Raw genomic sequence first — 18,203 nt, 5'->3', positions numbered from 1 at the left:
TAACGATTGGCGATCTAGAGAACATGTTCGCATTTACTGGTTTTGTTCAAAAGCATTAAGCATGGGCTGAACATAAGGTTCATAGGGTCGCCAGCGTTCCACGCTACTGCTATATATTGGCTTCCGGACCTGAGCCATACTTGCAGTACTTACAGTGCGTTTCTGTTTGTAAAAATCAAGAACACCGGGATGCCAAGGCACATTGACGAATTCCAGCAACCTCCGGGCCTGAACTTCTGTATCGGCGACCATTTCCTCATAGCGACTTTTTATTAAGGTCGAGGGAGGTACATGCGCGTGCCAGTATCTCATCTGTTCTTCATAAGCACTGTAGAATTCGGCCAGTTCTTTCTGGTCGTAAGAATAGTTAACTGGTGAATTAAACAGCATTGAATAGCATGATATGCAGGTGTCTATGCGATTGCGCTGACAATGAATGATCCGTGCTTCTGGTATGGCTTGTAGGATCAAGCCGATCATATCGAAGTTTCCCAGCATTTTATCGATAACCAGAATTTGGCCTTGCTTGGGATCAATGTCAGGTCTTAGATCACGCACGATGCGTGATATTTCCGAGAGATAGGAGTCACGCAACTGGCTTAAAATTTCCGGCGCATGGGCAAGGGACCGGTGTTCGGGGCGGCTAGGGAAATCAGTACCCAGCAGGTTTTTCTTGATCATCGGTAGAGCTGTTATTTCCCCTGCGCCGACAATTTGTGGGTGTGAGGCAAGGATTTGCTCTGTGAGTGTGGAGCCGCAACGCGGCATACCGACAATGAAAACAGGTTGATAGTTAAGCTTTCTTTGGTTTTCGCTTACCTCAAGATTACTGAAAATTTCGGGTGGGAAGTATTCGGGAGTGTGACGAATACGGTCGCAAACTTCAGCGGAATCATAGTGCAATCCAGAACGGACAATTTTGTTCCCGGCGTCCAGATGTGCCATGGATTTTTTCGGGTCTTTTGCCTTATCCCATGAACGGCCCAGTGCGAAATGAAGATCTCGCAAAGCAACTTGATTGCCTGAAAGTTGCGCCGTTTGGAGATGTTTTTCCATCTCTGCTATTTGTTTAGGGGTACATTTAGTTAGGCTTGAGAGGTCTGACCAAGCTCTATGACTTTTGGGGTTCGCAGCCAAAATTGCCTCAAACATCTGGCGTGCGGTATTTGTTTCACCGGCATAGATCAGCGCACTGGCTTTGTTGATACTGATGTTTTCTACGTCTTGTTTACTGGGAGGATCCCAGGGTGACTTTCTGGCAAATGCGAGGCTCTTGTCAAAGCACGCAATCGCTTTTTTTGCGTGATTGTCTTGCGCATAACTACAGCCAAGATGGTTCCAGCAAATCCAGTCATCGGGTTTAAGTTGCAAACAGTGTTCGAAAACCTGTCTGGCATGGAAATGCTGGTCATTTTCCGCAAATACAACGCCCAGTTCTCGGGCCATCTGCACATTTAGAGGCCATTTCTTGAACCCAACAGAAAGAACTTCCTGCGCGTTTTGTGGCTGACCCGCCTGTTTTAAGAAGTGGGCAAACCCAAGGAAACATTCAGCTGTTGTGTCAGACAAACTACAGGCTGCTTGGTAGTGCTTGGCTGCTTCCTGTGCGTTCCCGTTGTTACTTAGAAAGTCAGCATAAACCAGATGGGCTGGCGCATATTGCGGATTGTGCCGCAATATATCCTGACATTGGTTGACGGCATTTTGGCGGTCACCGCTGTGCCAGAGTTTCCTGATCTTTTCGAGCCGCTTGTCGTGAGACTTCGTCGACAAGTTCTTTCCGGCCATGTGGGCACCCTCCTGCGTATCCAGTATTTAGGGGGCGATAGATTGATATGTTGTACGCCAAAGCCGCAAGATCAAGAACGGGACAGGAGTGGACTGTATGAATGACCCTTACGATCTTCTATCGTCGGGATCTGACGGTTGCTTCTTTACGGCAAAGAAAAAACGCCCGGTCGTGATGACCGGGCGTTTTCGTTCGCGTGTTCCTTTCGGGTGAAAGGATTAACCGCTGTAATACATGTCGAATTCGACCGGGTGTGGCGACTGTTCGAAACGAATGACTTCTTCCATTTTCAGGTCGATATATGCGTCGATCAGGTCGTCGGTCATGACGTCACCTTTCTTCAGGAAGTCACGGTCAGCGCTGAGGCTGTCGAGTGCTTCATGAAGCGAGCGGCAAACGGTCGGGACATCTTTGAGCTCTTCCGCAGGAAGGTCATAGAGGTTTTTGTCCATTGCTTCGCCCGGGTGGATCTTGTTCTCGATACCGTCAAGGCCAGCCATCAGCATGGCAGAGAATGCCAGATACGGGTTGGCCAGTGCATCCGGGAAGCGGATCTCGACACGCTTGCCTTTCGGCGAAGCAGTGTAAGGGATACGGCAAGATGCAGAACGGTTACGCGCAGAATAAGCCAGCAGAACCGGTGCTTCAAAGCCCGGGACCAGACGCTTGTAAGAGTTGGTCGTCGGGTTGGTGAAAGCGTTCAATGCTTTCGCGTGCTTGATGATACCGCCGATATAGTAAAGTGCGGTGTCAGACAGGTCAGCATAGCTGTTGCCTGCGAACAGCGGTTTGCCTTCGTGCCAGATCGACTGGTGCGTATGCATGCCCGAACCGTTGTCGCCAAAGACCGGCTTTGGCATAAAGGTTGCGGTTTTGCCATACTGGTGCGCAACCATGTGGATGCAATATTTGTAGATCTGAACGGCATCGGCATGTTCGATCAGGGTGCCAAAAGCGATACCCAGTTCGTGCTGCGACGGTGCAACTTCATGGTGGTGCTTTTCGCAACGCACGCCCATTTCGTTGATGTAGTTAACCATCTCGGCACGGATGTCGTTTGCCGAGTCAACAGGCTGTACCGGGAAGTAACCGCCTTTTGGACCCGGACGGTGACCGCGGTTGCCGCCTTCGAATTCGGTACCGGTGTTGTACGGACCTTCTTCGGAATCAAGGGCATAAGCCATGCTTTCGCCAGCCGTCGTCCAGCGAACGTCGTCAAACATGAAGAATTCTGGTTCTGCACCGAAATATGCGGTGTCGCCGATACCAGCGGATTTCATGTATGCAAGTGCACGTTTCGCGGTCGAACGTGGGCAACGCTCGTAACCCTGGCCGGTTGCCGGTTCGATAACGTCGCAAACGATGATCAGGGTTGGCTGTGCGGTGAACGGATCAACAACAGCGGTCGACGGATCCGGCATCAGGATCATGTCAGATTCGTTGATTTCTTTCCAGCCGGCGATCGACGAACCGTCGAACATGATGCCGTCAACAAAGACGTCTTCGTCGATCGTGCAGATATCCTGCGCGGTGTGCTGCCATTTACCTTTGGAATCGGTAAAGCGCAGATCGACAAACTGAATGCCTTTTTCTTTGATCAGATTAAGTACAGAAGCAGCGTCAGACATGATGCAACCCTTTAAAACTCATTATTTAGTGACCGTACGATGTTCAATAACGGGCAAGACCGATCAGATCGCGTCGTTGCCACGTTCACCGGTACGAATACGGATCGCGTCCTCGAGTGAGGAAACGAAAATTTTACCATCCCCGATACGACCGGTATGAGCGGCTTGCTGGATTGCCTCAATCGCACGCTCGACAAGCGTGTCCTCGACAACGATTTCCAGCTTTACCTTCGGCAGAAAGTCCACAACATATTCGGCGCCGCGATACAGCTCCGTGTGACCTTTCTGACGTCCGAAACCTTTGGCTTCGGTGACAGTAATCCCTTTGAGGCCGATCTCTTGAAGGGCCTCTTTTACCTCGTCAAGCTTGAATGGCTTGATGATGGCTTCGATCTTTTTCATTAAGCGCCCTCTGCTTTTTGCGAGAGTTGCGTAGAACTCGGAAAGCATAATGCTTCGCGCAGTGACTATTGCACGGACCATGCCAATTCAGGTCCGCCACGGCATTCTAAGGATTCTTGCCGCGAAAACCCAGCAAAACCCATAGTATTTTTAATATTTTATTGAGTGTGAGTGACTTAGTTTTAGGCAAGCTGTTCAAAAAATATGCAAACGTGTGCTGCACAAGCGATATAGATGTATGCAGCATGACCAAGGTCGCAGAATGCTTGCCAAGGAAAAGCAGTCATGCGACAGAATTTGTCGCGACAGGGCACTGTTTGCTATGCATATTTGCCAAATCGTCGGTGAATCGACATATCGATAAGAAGACTCGCACATTTGATATAGCGACCATGGCTTTTGCGTCGTGCTGCAAATGTGTGAAGTGCGATCGGGCTTAAAATCAGGATCAGGCAGGAACCGGGCGCCACCATCCGGGCTTGCCGGTAATTGAATGTAATATAAAGGACGCCTCATGACCGAATTCGTCGGCAATCCTCTTTTCGCTTCGGGCGGGATCACGATCTTTGAAGTGATGAACGAGCTGGCCCAGAAACATCAGGCCATCAATCTGGGGCAGGGCGCACCAGATACCGACGGCCCGGCCGACATTCGCGAAGCGGCGGCCCGCGCAACGATGGAACTGTCCAATCAGTATCCCCCGCTTGCCGGTGTTCCCGAATTACTGCAAGCCGTTGCCGACCATAACAAACGGTTTTACGGCATTAATGTTGATCCCAAAACAGAAGTCCTGGTGGCCGTCGGTGCGACCGAAGGATTGGCGGACGTCATCCTTGGTCTGGTCGCACCGGGCGATGAAGTCATCCTGATCGAACCGCTTTATGACAGCTACCTTCCGATCGTAAAGCTGGCCGGGGGAATCCCCAAACTGGTCCGCGTCACCCCGCCAAAATGGGACTTGCCGCGCGAAGAATTGGCTGCGGCCTTTTCGGAAAAAACCAAGCTGATCCTGATCAACTCGCCACAAAATCCATGTTCAAAGGTTTATGGCGACGAAGAACTGCAATTCATTGCCGATCTGTGCATCAAGCATGACGTGATTGCGCTGTGTGATGAAGTTTATGAGCATCTTGTCTTTGACGGCCGCACGCACAAACCGCTGATGACGTTTCCGGGCATGCATGATCGCACCGTGCGCATCGGATCGGCGGGCAAGACCTTTTCGCTGACCGGCTGGAAAATCGGTTATGTCACTGCCTGTGCCAGATTGATGGAGCCGATCAAAAAGGCCCATCAGTTCTTGGTCTTCACCGTGCCACCGGGATTGCAGCATGGGGTCGCTTATGGCCTGAACAAGGATGATGCCTATTTCGAAAACTTCACGGCCGAAATGCAGGCCAAGCGTGATTTCCTGATGAAGGGGCTCAAGGAAGTCGGGTTTGATGTGCTCGATTCACAAGGCACTTATTTCATCACCTGTGACTTCCGGCCGCTTGGATATGATTGTGATGATGTCGAATTTTGTCAGATCATGATCAAGGAAGCAGGCGTTGTCGCGATACCTGTTTCGGCCTTCTATCAGGGCGAAGATGGCGGGGTGCGGAACTTTGTTCGGTTCTGCTTCTGTAAAGAAGAAGCCAAAATGGCAGAAGCTATCAGCCGTATGAAAAAGGCCTTTGCCAAGTAATCCATATCGCAAGTTACAGTGCGAGAAATACCCGTTCACGGGCCAGCATTGATGTGCTGGCCCGTTTTGCTTTGGGGATGGGGCAGGGTAGATGGTGTCTTATGCGTCAACCTTTTCAAGCACACCTTGCCCCTGAAGCGGCAGGCCCGCATCAAGCCAGTCCTGCTTGCCATCGTGATAATCACGGACATTCTGATACCCAAGTTTGATCAGGGCTGCTTGGGCAATGCCGGAATTCTTGCATGGACCGCTGGCGCAATAGACAACAATCGGGGTGCTCAGATCCGGCAGGATCGCTTTGACGCCCTCATCAATCGCATCGTGGGGAATGTTGATCGCACCGGGCAGGTGCGCATCGACATAGTAGCGCGCCGGAAGGGCTTCGATCAAAACCGGGGCGGCGGCACTGCCAAGCGCGTCTTGCAGTTCGGTTCGGGTGATTTTTGCAGTCATTTTCCAATCTCCATCTGGAATATCGTTTGGTGATGGGATCAGTATTGATGTGTATAAATCCGAAGTAAATTTGCATTAATCCACATAAAGTGTGCAATGATGCGAATGTAAAATTCAACGATCATGGTTTGTCTGCGGGGTAACAATGTTGGAATGGGATGACTTGAAGCTGGTTCTGGCGGTTGCGCGGGCGCGCAGCATTACACAGGCTGCCAAACAAACCGGCCTTCATCATTCGACCTTGTTTCGCCGCATGGCCGACATCGAAAGTCGGCTGGGAACAAAGCTGTTTGAACGCCAACAAGGTGATTATCAACCAACCGTTGCTGGATTGGCGGCAATTGAAACGGCGGAAAATCTGGAAGCGGAAATGGCTGTGCTGGCGCGGAAGCTTGCGGGGCAGGATCTTGCGCCATCGGGCATTGTTCGGCTGACCACGACCGATACGTTGTTACATGCTGTATTGGCCGATGATTTGGCGGCATTCACACAGGCCTTTCCTGATATCACGCTTCAGGTCGTCACCGATAACCGGTTCTATGATCTCAACCGGCATGATGCGGATGTTGCAATCCGGCCCAGCAACGCCCCGAATGATAATCTGGTCGGGCGATTGATCGGTCCGATTAAATCCGTGATTTGTGGGCCGCTGCATGCTGATGATCCCGCACAAGGGCCGTGGATCACATGTGATGAAACCCTTGCCCACATCGCAGCGGCGCGTTGGCGCGACAAAAACTTTCCGGGACCGCATGTCGCGATGCGCAGCAATTCGCTTTTGAATGTCGCACGGCTTGTTGATGCCGGGGGCGGGTTTGCTGTGTTGCCAGCTTTTCTTGCCGCGGCATTTGATAATATCGAGTTAATGGGCGATCCGATTGACGGGCTTGATAATGATTTATGGATGCTGATGCATCGCGATTTACAAGCAACCTCGCGCATTCGGGCATTTAACGATTTCATGTTCCCGCGCCTGAAACGCCGCCAAGACCTTTTTGCCGGTGTTTAGGTCAAGAACTTGAACTATGGGCAAAGAAAAAGCCGGGTTTCCCCGGCTTGATTGTTCGATCTAAATAACTTGCGTGCTGATCAGGATTTAACCATTTCCCAGCTGCCCGTCTTGGCCGAGCGGGCCAGTGCATCCAGAATCTGCATATTGGAAATCGAATCTTCGATCGGATAGTCAATCGGGCTTTCACCCATGAATATCGCGGTCGCAGCCTCACCCTGCAGGGTGTAATGGTTGCAAATCGGGAATTTGATTTCTCGTGCTTCGTCAAAGCCGGGCTGTTTTTGCCCTGCCACCCGGATGATTGCCGGATTTTCCGGCACCGGGTTAAACGGCATCAGAATTTCAATCCGGCCCTCGGTGCCCAGAATATGAACGCGCTGAACAGCAGCCGATTGTGTGCCGCAAACAAAGCTTGCCTGCAGGCCCGAACCAAAATCAAGCATGCCTGATACAAGGCGGTCGGTGCCAAATTTCGGATCTTTATCCATCAAGGACACAACGCGCACAGGTTCCTTGCCGGTGACAAAGCGCGGGCCGACAATGCAGTAACAGCCGATATCAAGCAACCCGCCGCCGCCAATGTCCTTTTTGTTGCGCACATTGTTCGGATCCGCATTGAAATAGCTAAAGATGCTTTGCACCGTCGTCAGGGTGCCGATCTGACCACTTTCAACGATTTTGCGGGCTTCAAGCCATTGTGGGTGATGACGGACCATAAAGGCCTCGATCACTTGTTTGCCGCTTTTGTCGCGGGCTTCGATCAGGCGTTTGGCATCTTCGGTATCCAGTCCAATCGGCTTCTCGCACAGGACATGCTTACCGGCTTCAAGCGCCTTGATTGTCCATTCAACATGAAGATGGTTGGGAAGGGGATTGTAAACCGCCTCGATGGACGGATCAGCCAGCAGCTCCTCGTAGGAGCCATAGGCACGCGGAATACGCAAATTTTCGGCGACCTCGCGGGTCTTTTCAAGATCGCGTCCAGCAATCGCCAGAATTTCCAGCTGATCGCTTTCCTGCATGGCCGGGATAACTTTCTCCGTGCCGATCTTGGCGGTGCTGATAATGCCCCACTTCATTCCGATACTCCGTCTGTTTTTCTAATTCGTGGCCCATACTTTTTAATATAGGCAGTCTCAATGATCGGTCCGCCAATGGGTTTGCCCCAAAGGATCATCATCAGGATGTGTCATTGAATTGAATTAATTAAGCCATATGACGCCACATGCAAGATGTTCGGACGGGTAGGTTGGAGCAATTGTGATACAAATCAATCATGGTTTGCGCATGGCAATATCCAAAGACCGCAAAAATCGGCGCTTTATGCTTTGTGGATGGAATCAGCGGAAAAAAGTGAAAATATGCGCTTGACGTTGGGGGCCTCGGGCCATATAAACCGCGCCACACGATGGCGGGTGTAGCTCAGTCGGTTAGAGCGCCAGTTTGTGGCACTGGAGGCCGTGGGTTCAATCCCCATCACTCGCCCCATTGTGAAAAGGTCAGGCAGAAATGCCTGACCTTTTTCGTTTTTGGTCACACAACGCTGCTACACGGTATTGTCCGATTTTGGCTTGATGTCACATTGTTGACTAAATAATTCCGAATAAGGGATTTGTCTTCCGGGCCGGTTAACTCGAAAGTTGTGCGTCGCAGCCCGTGGTGATGTGGATTGCGAATATTTTGAGCACGCACGCATATGATCCTTACTTTCAAGGACTGATGGATATGCCCAGCGACAGACCACTTCCGATGCTGACCCGCCGTGCCTTCTCAGTGACCCTTCTGGGCGCGGTGGCAGTTCCCTTTGTGGGCCGGGCCTTCGCACAGGTGCCGTCCGACATCCGTTCGCGAATTGCTAACATGTCCCAGCTTCATGCAATCCTGGTACAACGCGGGGGCGAGGTCATCGTGTCTGAGTCGCCGCGCGGGCCGGGCCTCGATCGGGTTGCGAACATCAAGTCCTGCTCGAAAAGCATCATCGGTCTGCTGACGGGTAATGCAATCGCGAAAGGGGCCATCCCGTCGGTCGAGGCCAGCATCGGCGAAATAGCGCCGTCTATCATTCCGTCGAATGCCACCCCTGGCGTGGAGGATCTGACCATCGAAGATCTGTTAACGCTCCGCGCCGGGCTTGAGGGCACATCAGGGCGCAACTACGGCGCTTGGGTCACGTCTGATAACTGGGTGTCCTTTGCGCTGCGCCGCCCGATGGTCGCAACACCCGGCGGGCGTATGATCTATTCCACCGGCACCACGCACATCCTTGGCGCGGTGCTTGCGGTTGCGACAGGAAAAAGCCTGCTTGCGCAGGCGCGCGCTGTGCTTGGTCAGCCGCTTGGCATTGAAATTCCGGCTTGGACACGGGATCCGCAAGGCTATTATTTCGGCGGGAACCAGATGGCGCTGACACCGCGCGCGATGTTGCGTATTGCGACCCTTATGCGCGATCAAGGCCGGTTTGATGGCGACCAGATCATTCCGGCCGACTGGATAGACCAATCAACCCAAGCCCGCACCCGATCCCCTTATTCGGGCTTTGAATATGGCTATGGCTGGTTCCTGACCCAAAGCGGCTTCGTTATCGCCCGCGGCTATGGCGGCCAGATCATCGCGGCACATCCCGAACAGGATTTGGCGGTGGCCATCACTTCTGATCCGACCTCGCCCGCACGATCAGGCGGATATTTTGGGCAATTGATGGATTTGCTTGAGGGGCCCGTGCTTTCGCTGGCCTGACGATGGAGGCAAAGAGCATGTAAAAGGGAGGGGATAGGATTGGGGCGAAAAAATAAATCTGTCCCCTTTTTTCTGATGCGCTTCCACTCAGTCCGAAGCGGACACTTGTTAAAAGCGCAGACAATAGCAGGTTTGCGGCGGCTTTAGATCATGCGCCACGTGCCCGCCTGTCTCGCGCCCGTTTAACTCGGCCAACCTGTCATTGATGCACGGGCGACAGCCCGCAAGGCATCCCGATCCGCGCCATCACGAGCAAGCACGGACATACCCTGCGTCACGGCAAGAGCGAGGTCTGCCAAAACAATCGGCATCGTCTCCGGCGGCAGAACGCCTGCCTCAATGTCCCTCTCGATACGTCGCACTATGATGGCGTGGATGGCGCGCCTTTCCTGCGCTGCTGCCTCTCTCACATCGGCGGCATCTTTCGATCCGGTTGCTGCGGCGCTGGCAAGCAGGCATCCCTTCGGGGTGGCGTCACCCGTGAAGAGGGTCGCCGCATCCTCAATCATTTTAGCAACAGCCGCCTTTGCACTCGGTGCCAAGGCAAAGGCCTTCTCAAGCGCCGTCGGATCGCCCGCATATCGCCGCATCGCCTCAAGAAACAAATGCTTCTTGTCACCGAACGCAGTGTAGATGCTGGGGGCAGTAATGCCCATCGCAGCCGTCAAATCGCTGATCGACGTTGTCTGATAACCCGTTTCCCAGAACGCCAGCATCGCCTTTTCAAGCGCGGCGTCCCGGTCGAAGGATAAGGGGCGGCCCGTCTTGCCGCGCGGTGTTTGAGGCCGTTTCATAACGATGACTATTAAAGTAATTGACGCAGCGGATCAAGGCGCCCATATACTTTCATAACGATTGTTATGAAATAAGGAATAACCCATGACCCTCACAAATTTTCACGCCCTCGGACGCTCCGGTCTTGTCGTCAGCCCGCTCTGCCTCGGAACAATGACATTCGGCCCCGGCGAGTGGGGTGCCAACGAGGCTGCATCTCGCGAGATTTTCAATGCCTATCGGGAGGCAGGTGGCAATTTCGTCGACACAGCTGACATCTATTCTGGCGGTGTCAGCGAGGAGTTGGTCGGCAAATTCATCAAGGAAACCAAGTCTCGCGACGATGTCGTGTTGGCAACGAAGTTTGGGTTTAATGCGTCATCAAGCCCCCTAATCAAAACAGCCGGTGGCGCGGGAAACCCGCATGCTGGTGGCGCAGGATCCAAGAATATTCACCGCGCACTTGACGCATCGCTGAAGCGTTTAGGCACTGATTTCATTGACCTTTACTGGATGCATATCTGGGACGGCGTCACGCCGATCGAAGAGATCATGCAAACTTTGGGCGATCTGGTACGTGCTGGAAAAATCCGTCACTTTGCATTCTCCGACATGCCTGCATGGGTGGCGATGAAAGCCGCCACCATTGCGTCCGAGCGCCGAGTACCAGGGCCAATTGCAATGCAGGTGGAATACTCCCTTGTAGCGCGGGACGTGGAGGCCGAGCATTTCCCAGCAGCACTTGACGGAGGCATGGGTGTGATGCCTTGGAGTCCCCTTGCCGGCGGCTTCCTGACGGGAAAATACAAGCGCGACGATACCACCAAAACAGGCAGACTGAGCGGCGCGAACCCGTTCGGTGACAGCAAGTTCACGGATCGGAACTGGACCATCCTTGACACCCTGCGGGAAGTTGCTGCCGAGCTCGGCTGCGATCCGGCACAGGCCGCACTTGCCTGGGCCATGGCACGTCCAGGTGTCGCCTCTACCATCGTCGGGGCGCGCAACGTGACGCAGTTAATCGATAATATCGCGGCGGCGAGCCTTAAACTGAATGACGATCAGATGACCCGCCTGAATGAGGCCAGCAAACCAACCGATGGCTTCACCTCTTCGCTCGCGTCACCGATGATCCGGCAGATGGTCTATGGCGGCAACCACGTGACCGGGTGGGGCGAATAGGTACGGCATAGCGCAACGAGATAGAAACGTAAGAGACTTTGCTAGACCTTGACGCGCAACGCTCCGAACGGCCTGTAACAGCGTTCAAACTCAATCCATAAAATAAATCAAACGGGCGACATTTAGGGTCTGAACCCAATTGGAAGGCTTGAAATTTATAGTCGAAATGTGATTCACCCTTTGGAAAAGGGAGTTATAGGAAAAGGGGACACGTTTATTTTTATGATTACACTTCAATGTATCTGCGTTGAACTACGACTTGCGTACTCGCCATGCCTCGAATTGGTCGACTAACACTACCGAAAAATAAATCTGTCCCCGGAGGCGTAGAAATAAGGAAAAGGGGACAGATTAAAATAAGGAAAAGGGGACAGATTTATTTTTATAGTAAAAGGGAGGGGATAGGATTGGGGAGAAAAAATAAATCTGTCCCCTTTTTTTCCAGGAAAAAGCCTGCTCGAACAAGCGCGTGCTGTCCTTGGTCAGCCGCTTGGCATTGAAATTCCGGCTTGGACACAGGATCCGCAAGGCTATTATTTCGGCGGGAACGAGATGGCGATGACACCGCGCGCGATGTTACGCATCGCGACCCTCATGCGGGACCAAGGCAGGTTCGATGGCGACCAGATCATTCCGGCCAACTGGATCGACCAGTCAACACAAGCCCGCACCCGGTCACCTTATTCGGGCCTTGATTATGGCTATGGCTGGTTCCTGACCCAAAGCGGCTTCGTTATCGCCCGCGGCTATGGCGGCCAGATCATCGCGGCACATCCGGAAAAGGACCTGGCGGTGGTCATCACCTCTGATCCGACGTCGCCCGCACGATCAGGCGGATATTTCGGGCAACTGATGGACCTGCTTGAGGGGCCAGTGCTTTCACTGGCGTGACAGAAGGTGCAAAGAGAATGTAAAAAGGGGCGGGCAGGATGGATGCAGAAAAATAAATCTGTCCCCTTTTTCTGTCCCGTCCCCTTTTTCTGTCCCCTTTTTCTTTGTCTCCTTTTTCCTTGCGAGGTCTTGTGTGCGTCATTGCTGCATTGCGGGTTAAGGCTTTAGGTGATCAATGATCTCCTTTCTTAATTGCGTTATGTTGTTCAGCATTTTGTCAATCAGGCGAACTTGACCTGCTTCGAGTTTTTTGAACGTTTCATCGAGTTCTCCTTTTGCTATTTTTGCGTTAATGATCGCTCTTAAGATGTTGGCATCCCGTCTGATTTTCATAGCCGGTTCGGCAAACTGATCCGGAACTTCTGGAGGTGTGTTAGAAACGTTAAACGTTACCAACCAGTCAACGAGTAACTCTCCGTCCTCCGCTCTCATTTTATGATTGTTGTCCTGAATCACTTGTAATGTGTAATCAACAGTCTGAAGGGTGAATTCCAGCTCTTGCAGGAAACGTCTGACTTGACTGATCTTTTTTTCTTCTTCTTGTTCTTTCTGATGATCGATCTGAGACTTGGCGGCAAAAAATGCAAATGTCCCGCCCAGTAGGCCAAGAAAGCCTGCTGCTAGAGTTTCCCAGTCTTCGCTACTGAACTCGCTGCCATAAAGTGTGCCAGCTAAGAATCCAAACGTGACTAGACCAAGAAGCGGGATACCACTAAAAAAGTCTTTCAGCTCTTTCATTTGCTTCCTTTTGGTTGATTTTGACTCAAGACAGTCTTGTTTTGGTATCTTCTGGTCAAGTTAGCAGCTTTAGGTATATTCCAAAACCTTCGCCAATCTGCTAGGTAACGCTCCATATTTCCCAGACGAGTTCATTGGTTGCCAGGAGATCGCCCCTATGTCGACAAACCGCATTACCCTTCGCCGTCCTGATGACTGGCATTTGCATTTGCGTGATGGCGAGATGCTTAAAGGTGTGATTGGCGAAACCTCCGCGCATTTTGCCCGCGCGATCATCATGCCCAATCTGGTGCCACCGGTTGTCAAAACTGATGATGCGGTTGCCTATCGCGACCGGATTACCGCCGCCATTCCATCAGGCCATGATTTCACTCCGCTGATGACGTTGTATCTGACCGAGGGCAGCAATCCCGATGATATCGAGGAAGGCTACAAGGCCGGTGTGATCACCGCGCTTAAGCTCTATCCCGCCGGGGCAACGACCAATTCCGATAGTGGTGTGCGTGATTTTGACAAGGCGATGCCCGCATTGGAACGCATGGCAGAACTTGGCATTCCGTTATGTGTTCACGGTGAAGTCACCGATGCGGACATTGATATTTTTGACCGTGAAGCGGTGTTTATCGACCGGGTTCTTGATCCATTGCGCAAACGGTTGCCGGAATTGCGCGTGATCATGGAACACATCACGACCGAAGACGGCGTTGAATATGTCAAAGCCAATGACAAGAATTTGGGTGCGACCATCACGACCCACCATCTGATCATTAACCGCAATGCCATTCTGGTCGGCGGCATTCACCCGCATTTCTATTGCCTGCCAGTCGCCAAGCGTGAAAAGCACCGTCTTGCCCTGCGCGCCGCGGCAACGTCGGGCGATACGCGGTTCTTCCTTGGCACGGATTCAGCCCCCCATACCGATGATCGCAAAGAAAGCCCGTGTGGCTGTGCCGGTATCTTTACCGCCAACAACACGGTACAGCTTTTGGCCCACGTGTTTGAGCAAGAAGGTGGGCTTGATAAGCTTGAAGGTTTTGCCTCCCTGCATGGACCGCAATTCTATGGCCTGCCGCTAAATGGCGATATGATCACCTTGGAAAAACGTGCCGAGCCCGCCAAATTCGCCGAGAAAATCGAAACTGGCGAAGGTCCGGTCACGGTGTTTAATCCGGGTTTTGACATTTTCTGGCATTACGCCTGATCATTCTTGCGATTTCTCATGCAAAAAGCGGCTCCTTGGAGGGCCGCTTTTTTTATTGGTGCCGTCATTCCGGCCGAAGCACCGCGTAGGGCCGGAATCTCGCTGTTTTTAGTGTTGTCTTGGACACAAGCAACAGAGTCCCGCCGTCGCGGAAATGACCGGTCTGTAGTGTTTTGGCGGTAATAGGGCTTAGCCGCTGAGATCAACCTTGCTGGGCGCGGCATTAAGGCCAAGCACCATGCGGTAACTTTCCGCTGCCGCACTGGCCTGCAATGCCAGCATGGTCGAAATGTTCCGCGATGCCCCCTTGGCAACATTGAAATCCGCCGCCGAGCTTCCCGGCACCGATGCGGCGCGTGATATAGCGGCCTGATTGGCAATCGCGGCAACGCCTTCAAGGCCCAAAATCGGCCGGATGCTGACCTTGCCGCCCGTGGCATAAAGCCGCCCGTCGGGACCGGCACTATAGCTGTAGCTGATCATACCGGCATTGGCACCGGCAAGGGCCTGATGGCTTTCTTCTTCGGTGCGGACAATGGCATCACGCGCACGCAGTTCCTGAACGATTTCGCGTTCATTCGCTGTCAGAATCGCGGGGTTGGCGGTCGGTTGGCGTGCACTTTCCGGGGTGTCTTCGCGTTCTTGCTGCTGACGCTGGGTCGGGCTGCGGTTATCTATGTCATCGGACGGGCCTTGGCCGTCAATGTCACGCGGATCAAGTTGCTGAATAATCGTGACCACGGACGCCGCCCGATTGATTGGGGCTGCCTGTGGTGGCGGGGCGGGGGCCGGTTGCGGTGCTGCTTGGCCTGTGGTGCCAGATCCGCTGGAGCTGTTGTTGGTGCTTGCGCCACCTGATCTTGCCGATGGCTGTGTGGGCGGCGGTGGGGGTGATGCAGTACTTGCAAGCGGGACAAGGGCAACTGCGGCAGGCAATGTTTGCGGCGCAGACATACCCGTTCCGCCGGACCCGTTGGTCGGCGGCTGGCTCCCGGAGCCGGGCAGGGCGCGCGTGGCAATGATTTGGCCAAGTTGCCCACCACTCCCGGGGATGACCTGTATTGCACCTGCCTGTATCATGAGGGTGATTATAACCCAACTTAAGGTTAAAAGTATAGAAGACCCGTGGCTGTGATCACGCCGGTTTGATGAGGTCATGGGGCGGTCTGGCAGGTATCACTATCGTATCTGTCACCGATTGGATGGTTTCCCGATTATGCGTTTGTTGCTCTGTGTTGTGTTTTTGGTGTTTTTTCCTGCAATCAGCCATGCGGCACCTGATGCCGATTTATGGCCAGATTGGCAAGCCCATGACGCGCAAAGTACCGACGTGATTGATCATTCTGCGTGGCAGGCGGTGCTGGATCGGTATCTGATCGTCGTTGAGCCCGGTGCCACCAGTTTTGACTACGCAGCGGCCAAGGCAGAACAAAGTTCCGGCGAAGGCGCTATAAACGCCCATATCGCAGCCATGGTTGATCTGCGGATAGATCAGTTTAACCGCGATCAGCAATTGGCCTATTGGATCAATCTTTATAATGCGCTGACGGTGAAGGTGGTTCTGGATCATTATCCGGTGACCTCTATCCGCGATATCGATATTTCGCCGGGGCTTTTTTCATCCGGTCCGTGGGGCAAGAAACTGATCACGGTGGAGGGCAGAACGCTTAGCCTGGATGACATCGAACACCGCATCCTGCGCCCGATCTGGAACGATCCGCGCATTCATTATGCGGTCAACTGTGCCTCGGTCGGCTGTCCTGCATTGGCGGCGGACGCCTATCAGGCCGATAGGGTTGGCGATCAGCTTGATCAGGCCGCAACGGATTTCATCAATCATCCCCGTGCCATCCGCCCCGACGGGGAAGGCGGCTTTGTCTTATCAAGTCTGTATGACTGGTATCGCGATGATTTCGGCAAACGCGATGCAGATTTTGTGGCGCATCTGTTGCGCTTTACCGGGCCAGAACTGTCAGGAATGCTTGGCAACGAAGGGGATTTCGACATTGCCGGATATGAATATGATTGGGCGTTAAACGCCGCGCAGCCCTAAGGCTCATTCAATTATATCCATGCCGGAGCCGCCGGTTAAGCCGCGGTGTGGCGTAACCGGTTCCCGGTAGTGTTGGAAGCCGCCCAGTGCAGGCGGGTATGGTGGCTTGATCTGGCGTCATCATTTGCCAGCTTTTCAATGCGATTTTGCGTTGCCTGTTCAATCGTGTGACGAACGTCACTGGCAGAAATGCCATCATAGCGCATTAATGTCTGCACGATCGGATCGGCAAGCATGTCTTCAACCGTCAATTCCTGATCCACGTAACTCATCATCTCGTATCCCGGTCTTTTATTTGTTGTGCGCAATGTAGTGCTATTGCAAATCATTCGCAACTATAAACTTGTCCAGATTGTCCTTTTTTCCACTTTCACAACGTTGGCGCATTGATCTGCCTTAAGGGCAGGGTGCGGACGCTCTGCGTGCGGCTTTGCCTGTTTGCTGTTTCGGTGCCGTTTTCGGACTGTTGTGCCGTTACTTAAAGCCGATTGTTCCGGTGTGGATTTTGAACCCTGACATATGTTTCACCATGGCCGCGGGGTGGTATTTTCTTGATTAATTTCCGACGGGCCTCTAACGCTGTGAACTGGTTTGATCACGGGTGTGATAAAGCCCAACAACTATGGCAAAAATAGGCTGGGAAGATGACACGTCCGGGAATTCGTGAATATGCATTGCTGCTGATTCTGGCGTTGATGTGGGGAAGTTCGTTCACCTTCATCAAGATCAGTGTACATGCCTATTCCCCGTTGGTGGTTGCCGCCGGGCGGCTGACATTTGCTGCCCTTGTTTTGTGGTGCTTTGCCCTTATTCGCAAATCCGACATGCCAAAAGGCAGGCGCGCATGGGTTTCGACCTTTTTGGTCGCGCTGGTTGGCAATGCCATTCCATTCTTTTTAATCAGTTACGGTGAAACCCGCGTTGATGCCGGGTTGGCCGCAATCCTGATGTCGACCGTGCCGTTAACAACCGTGGTTCTGGCCCACTTCTTTACCCATGACGAGAAACTGAGCCTTGGCAAAGTCATCGGTGTTGTTCTGGGCACCATCGGGGTGATTGTTCTGGTTGGGCCGGAAACGCTTTCGGGGCTGGGTGGGGAATTCCTGTTCCAGCTTGCCATTCTGGTCGCCGCCGTGGGTTATGCGATTTCATCGCTGGTGGCGCGCAATTTGCGCGATCAGCCGCGCATTGGATCAACTGCCGTGATCCTGACCTTTGCTGCGGCAATGTTAATCCCCTTTACCCTGATCCTTGATCGGCCCTGGACGATGGACTGGCATTTGGAAGGCGCACTTTCGATCCTGTATCTCGGGATGTTCCCGACCGGGATTGCGATGTTCCTGATCCTGCAATTGATTGCGGTCGCAGGCGCCAGTTTCTTGGTGTTTAACAATTATCTGGTGCCGGCCGTCGGGGTTGTGATCAGTTTTATTGTCCTGGGCGAAGTTCCCCAGCCAAATGCGCTGGTCGCACTGGCGGTTATTCTGGCCGGAATCGCCGCATCGCAAATGCGCTTCAAGCGTAAATCGGTTTCACTGGATGCCAATGGGGCAAAAAACGATCCGATTGCGCCGGTGATGGAAGTACCCCACGGCGAAAAAAGCAAGTCTCACCAGTAAGAAAAGTCAAATTTAACGATAAAATCCGAACTTTATCG

General features: G+C 52.8%; 17 protein-coding genes and 1 tRNA gene. 9 read left to right on the top strand and 9 right to left on the bottom strand.

The window, feature by feature from the left end; genetic code table 11:
- Positions 1-33: 33 nt before the first annotated feature.
- The 3 genes from RIC05_RS00265 to RIC05_RS00255 form a co-directional block, all read right to left on the bottom strand.
- Positions 34-1,788 carry a tetratricopeptide repeat-containing sulfotransferase family protein gene (locus RIC05_RS00265; protein WP_350047396.1) on the bottom strand — a complete coding sequence of 585 codons (1,755 nt, stop codon included), beginning with the start codon at positions 1,786-1,788 and terminating at the stop codon, positions 34-36.
- A 219-nt stretch (positions 1,789-2,007) separates the two neighbouring features.
- On the bottom strand, positions 2,008-3,417 hold the full coding sequence (glnA, locus tag RIC05_RS00260) for a type I glutamate--ammonia ligase (protein WP_350040759.1): 1,410 nt from the start codon (positions 3,415-3,417) through the stop codon (positions 2,008-2,010).
- A 63-nt stretch (positions 3,418-3,480) separates the two neighbouring features.
- Positions 3,481-3,819, bottom strand: a complete 339-nt coding sequence (locus tag RIC05_RS00255; RefSeq protein WP_007091888.1) for a P-II family nitrogen regulator — start codon at positions 3,817-3,819, stop codon at positions 3,481-3,483.
- A gap of 514 nt (positions 3,820-4,333) precedes the next feature.
- Here RIC05_RS00255 and RIC05_RS00250 point away from each other — a divergent pair.
- Positions 4,334-5,506, top strand: coding sequence for an aminotransferase (locus tag RIC05_RS00250; protein WP_350047395.1), 1,173 nt, complete (start codon positions 4,334-4,336; stop codon positions 5,504-5,506).
- A gap of 99 nt (positions 5,507-5,605) precedes the next feature.
- Here RIC05_RS00250 and RIC05_RS00245 read toward each other — a convergent pair whose 3' ends face one another.
- On the bottom strand, positions 5,606-5,959 hold the full coding sequence (locus tag RIC05_RS00245; RefSeq protein ID WP_350047394.1) for a rhodanese-like domain-containing protein: 354 nt from the start codon (positions 5,957-5,959) through the stop codon (positions 5,606-5,608).
- Between the two features lie 145 nt (positions 5,960-6,104).
- Between RIC05_RS00245 and RIC05_RS00240 the strand changes: the two genes are divergently transcribed.
- Positions 6,105-6,968, top strand: coding sequence for a LysR family transcriptional regulator (locus RIC05_RS00240; protein ID WP_350047393.1), 864 nt, complete (start codon positions 6,105-6,107; stop codon positions 6,966-6,968).
- Between the two features lie 80 nt (positions 6,969-7,048).
- Here RIC05_RS00240 and RIC05_RS00235 read toward each other — a convergent pair whose 3' ends face one another.
- Positions 7,049-8,050, bottom strand: coding sequence for a Gfo/Idh/MocA family protein (locus tag RIC05_RS00235; protein ID WP_350047392.1), 1,002 nt, complete (start codon positions 8,048-8,050; stop codon positions 7,049-7,051).
- Positions 8,051-8,382: 332 nt separating this feature from the next.
- Here RIC05_RS00235 and RIC05_RS00230 point away from each other — a divergent pair.
- Together RIC05_RS00230 and RIC05_RS00225 are read left to right on the top strand one after the other, a co-directional pair.
- Positions 8,383-8,459: transfer RNA gene (locus tag RIC05_RS00230), tRNA-His, on the top strand.
- A gap of 237 nt (positions 8,460-8,696) precedes the next feature.
- The gene (locus tag RIC05_RS00225) at positions 8,697-9,707 is read left to right on the top strand and encodes a serine hydrolase domain-containing protein (RefSeq protein WP_350047391.1); all 1,011 of its coding nucleotides are present in this window, start codon (positions 8,697-8,699) and stop codon (positions 9,705-9,707) included.
- A 182-nt stretch (positions 9,708-9,889) separates the two neighbouring features.
- On the opposite strand, the gene RIC05_RS00220 is transcribed toward RIC05_RS00225, so the two are convergent.
- Positions 9,890-10,501, bottom strand: a complete 612-nt coding sequence (locus RIC05_RS00220; protein ID WP_350047390.1) for a TetR/AcrR family transcriptional regulator — start codon at positions 10,499-10,501, stop codon at positions 9,890-9,892.
- Between the two features lie 85 nt (positions 10,502-10,586).
- Between RIC05_RS00220 and RIC05_RS00215 the strand changes: the two genes are divergently transcribed.
- Positions 10,587-11,663, top strand: a complete 1,077-nt coding sequence (locus RIC05_RS00215; RefSeq protein WP_350047389.1) for an aldo/keto reductase — start codon at positions 10,587-10,589, stop codon at positions 11,661-11,663.
- Positions 11,664-12,083: 420 nt separating this feature from the next.
- Positions 12,084-12,554, top strand: coding sequence for a serine hydrolase (locus RIC05_RS00210; protein ID WP_350047452.1), 471 nt, complete (start codon positions 12,084-12,086; stop codon positions 12,552-12,554).
- A gap of 156 nt (positions 12,555-12,710) precedes the next feature.
- Here RIC05_RS00210 and RIC05_RS00205 read toward each other — a convergent pair whose 3' ends face one another.
- Positions 12,711-13,292 carry a hypothetical protein gene (locus RIC05_RS00205; RefSeq protein ID WP_350047388.1) on the bottom strand — a complete coding sequence of 194 codons (582 nt, stop codon included), beginning with the start codon at positions 13,290-13,292 and terminating at the stop codon, positions 12,711-12,713.
- Positions 13,293-13,449: 157 nt separating this feature from the next.
- Between RIC05_RS00205 and pyrC the strand changes: the two genes are divergently transcribed.
- Positions 13,450-14,493: a dihydroorotase gene (pyrC, locus tag RIC05_RS00200; protein WP_350047387.1), complete on the top strand. Its 1,044-nt coding sequence runs from the start codon at positions 13,450-13,452 to the stop codon at positions 14,491-14,493.
- A 189-nt stretch (positions 14,494-14,682) separates the two neighbouring features.
- On the opposite strand, the gene RIC05_RS00195 is transcribed toward pyrC, so the two are convergent.
- Positions 14,683-15,447, bottom strand: coding sequence for a putative metalloprotease CJM1_0395 family protein (locus RIC05_RS00195; RefSeq protein WP_350047386.1), 765 nt, complete (start codon positions 15,445-15,447; stop codon positions 14,683-14,685).
- Between the two features lie 262 nt (positions 15,448-15,709).
- Between RIC05_RS00195 and RIC05_RS00190 the strand changes: the two genes are divergently transcribed.
- Positions 15,710-16,546 carry a DUF547 domain-containing protein gene (locus RIC05_RS00190; RefSeq protein WP_350047385.1) on the top strand — a complete coding sequence of 279 codons (837 nt, stop codon included), beginning with the start codon at positions 15,710-15,712 and terminating at the stop codon, positions 16,544-16,546.
- A 35-nt stretch (positions 16,547-16,581) separates the two neighbouring features.
- On the opposite strand, the gene RIC05_RS00185 is transcribed toward RIC05_RS00190, so the two are convergent.
- A complete protein-coding gene (locus RIC05_RS00185) occupies positions 16,582-16,821 on the bottom strand; it encodes a hypothetical protein (RefSeq protein WP_350047384.1) in 240 nt (79 codons plus the stop codon).
- Between the two features lie 369 nt (positions 16,822-17,190).
- Here RIC05_RS00185 and RIC05_RS00180 point away from each other — a divergent pair, with 369 nt between their 5' ends.
- Positions 17,191-18,165, top strand: coding sequence for a DMT family transporter (locus RIC05_RS00180; RefSeq protein WP_350047383.1), 975 nt, complete (start codon positions 17,191-17,193; stop codon positions 18,163-18,165).
- Positions 18,166-18,203 lie beyond the last annotated feature (38 nt).

The organism is Thalassospira sp. (assembly GCF_040218635.1).
Classification (GTDB): domain Bacteria; phylum Pseudomonadota; class Alphaproteobacteria; order Rhodospirillales; family Thalassospiraceae; genus Thalassospira.
The sequence above is the reverse complement of the archived record's forward strand: the minus strand, read 5'-3'. Positions and strand labels throughout refer to the sequence as shown.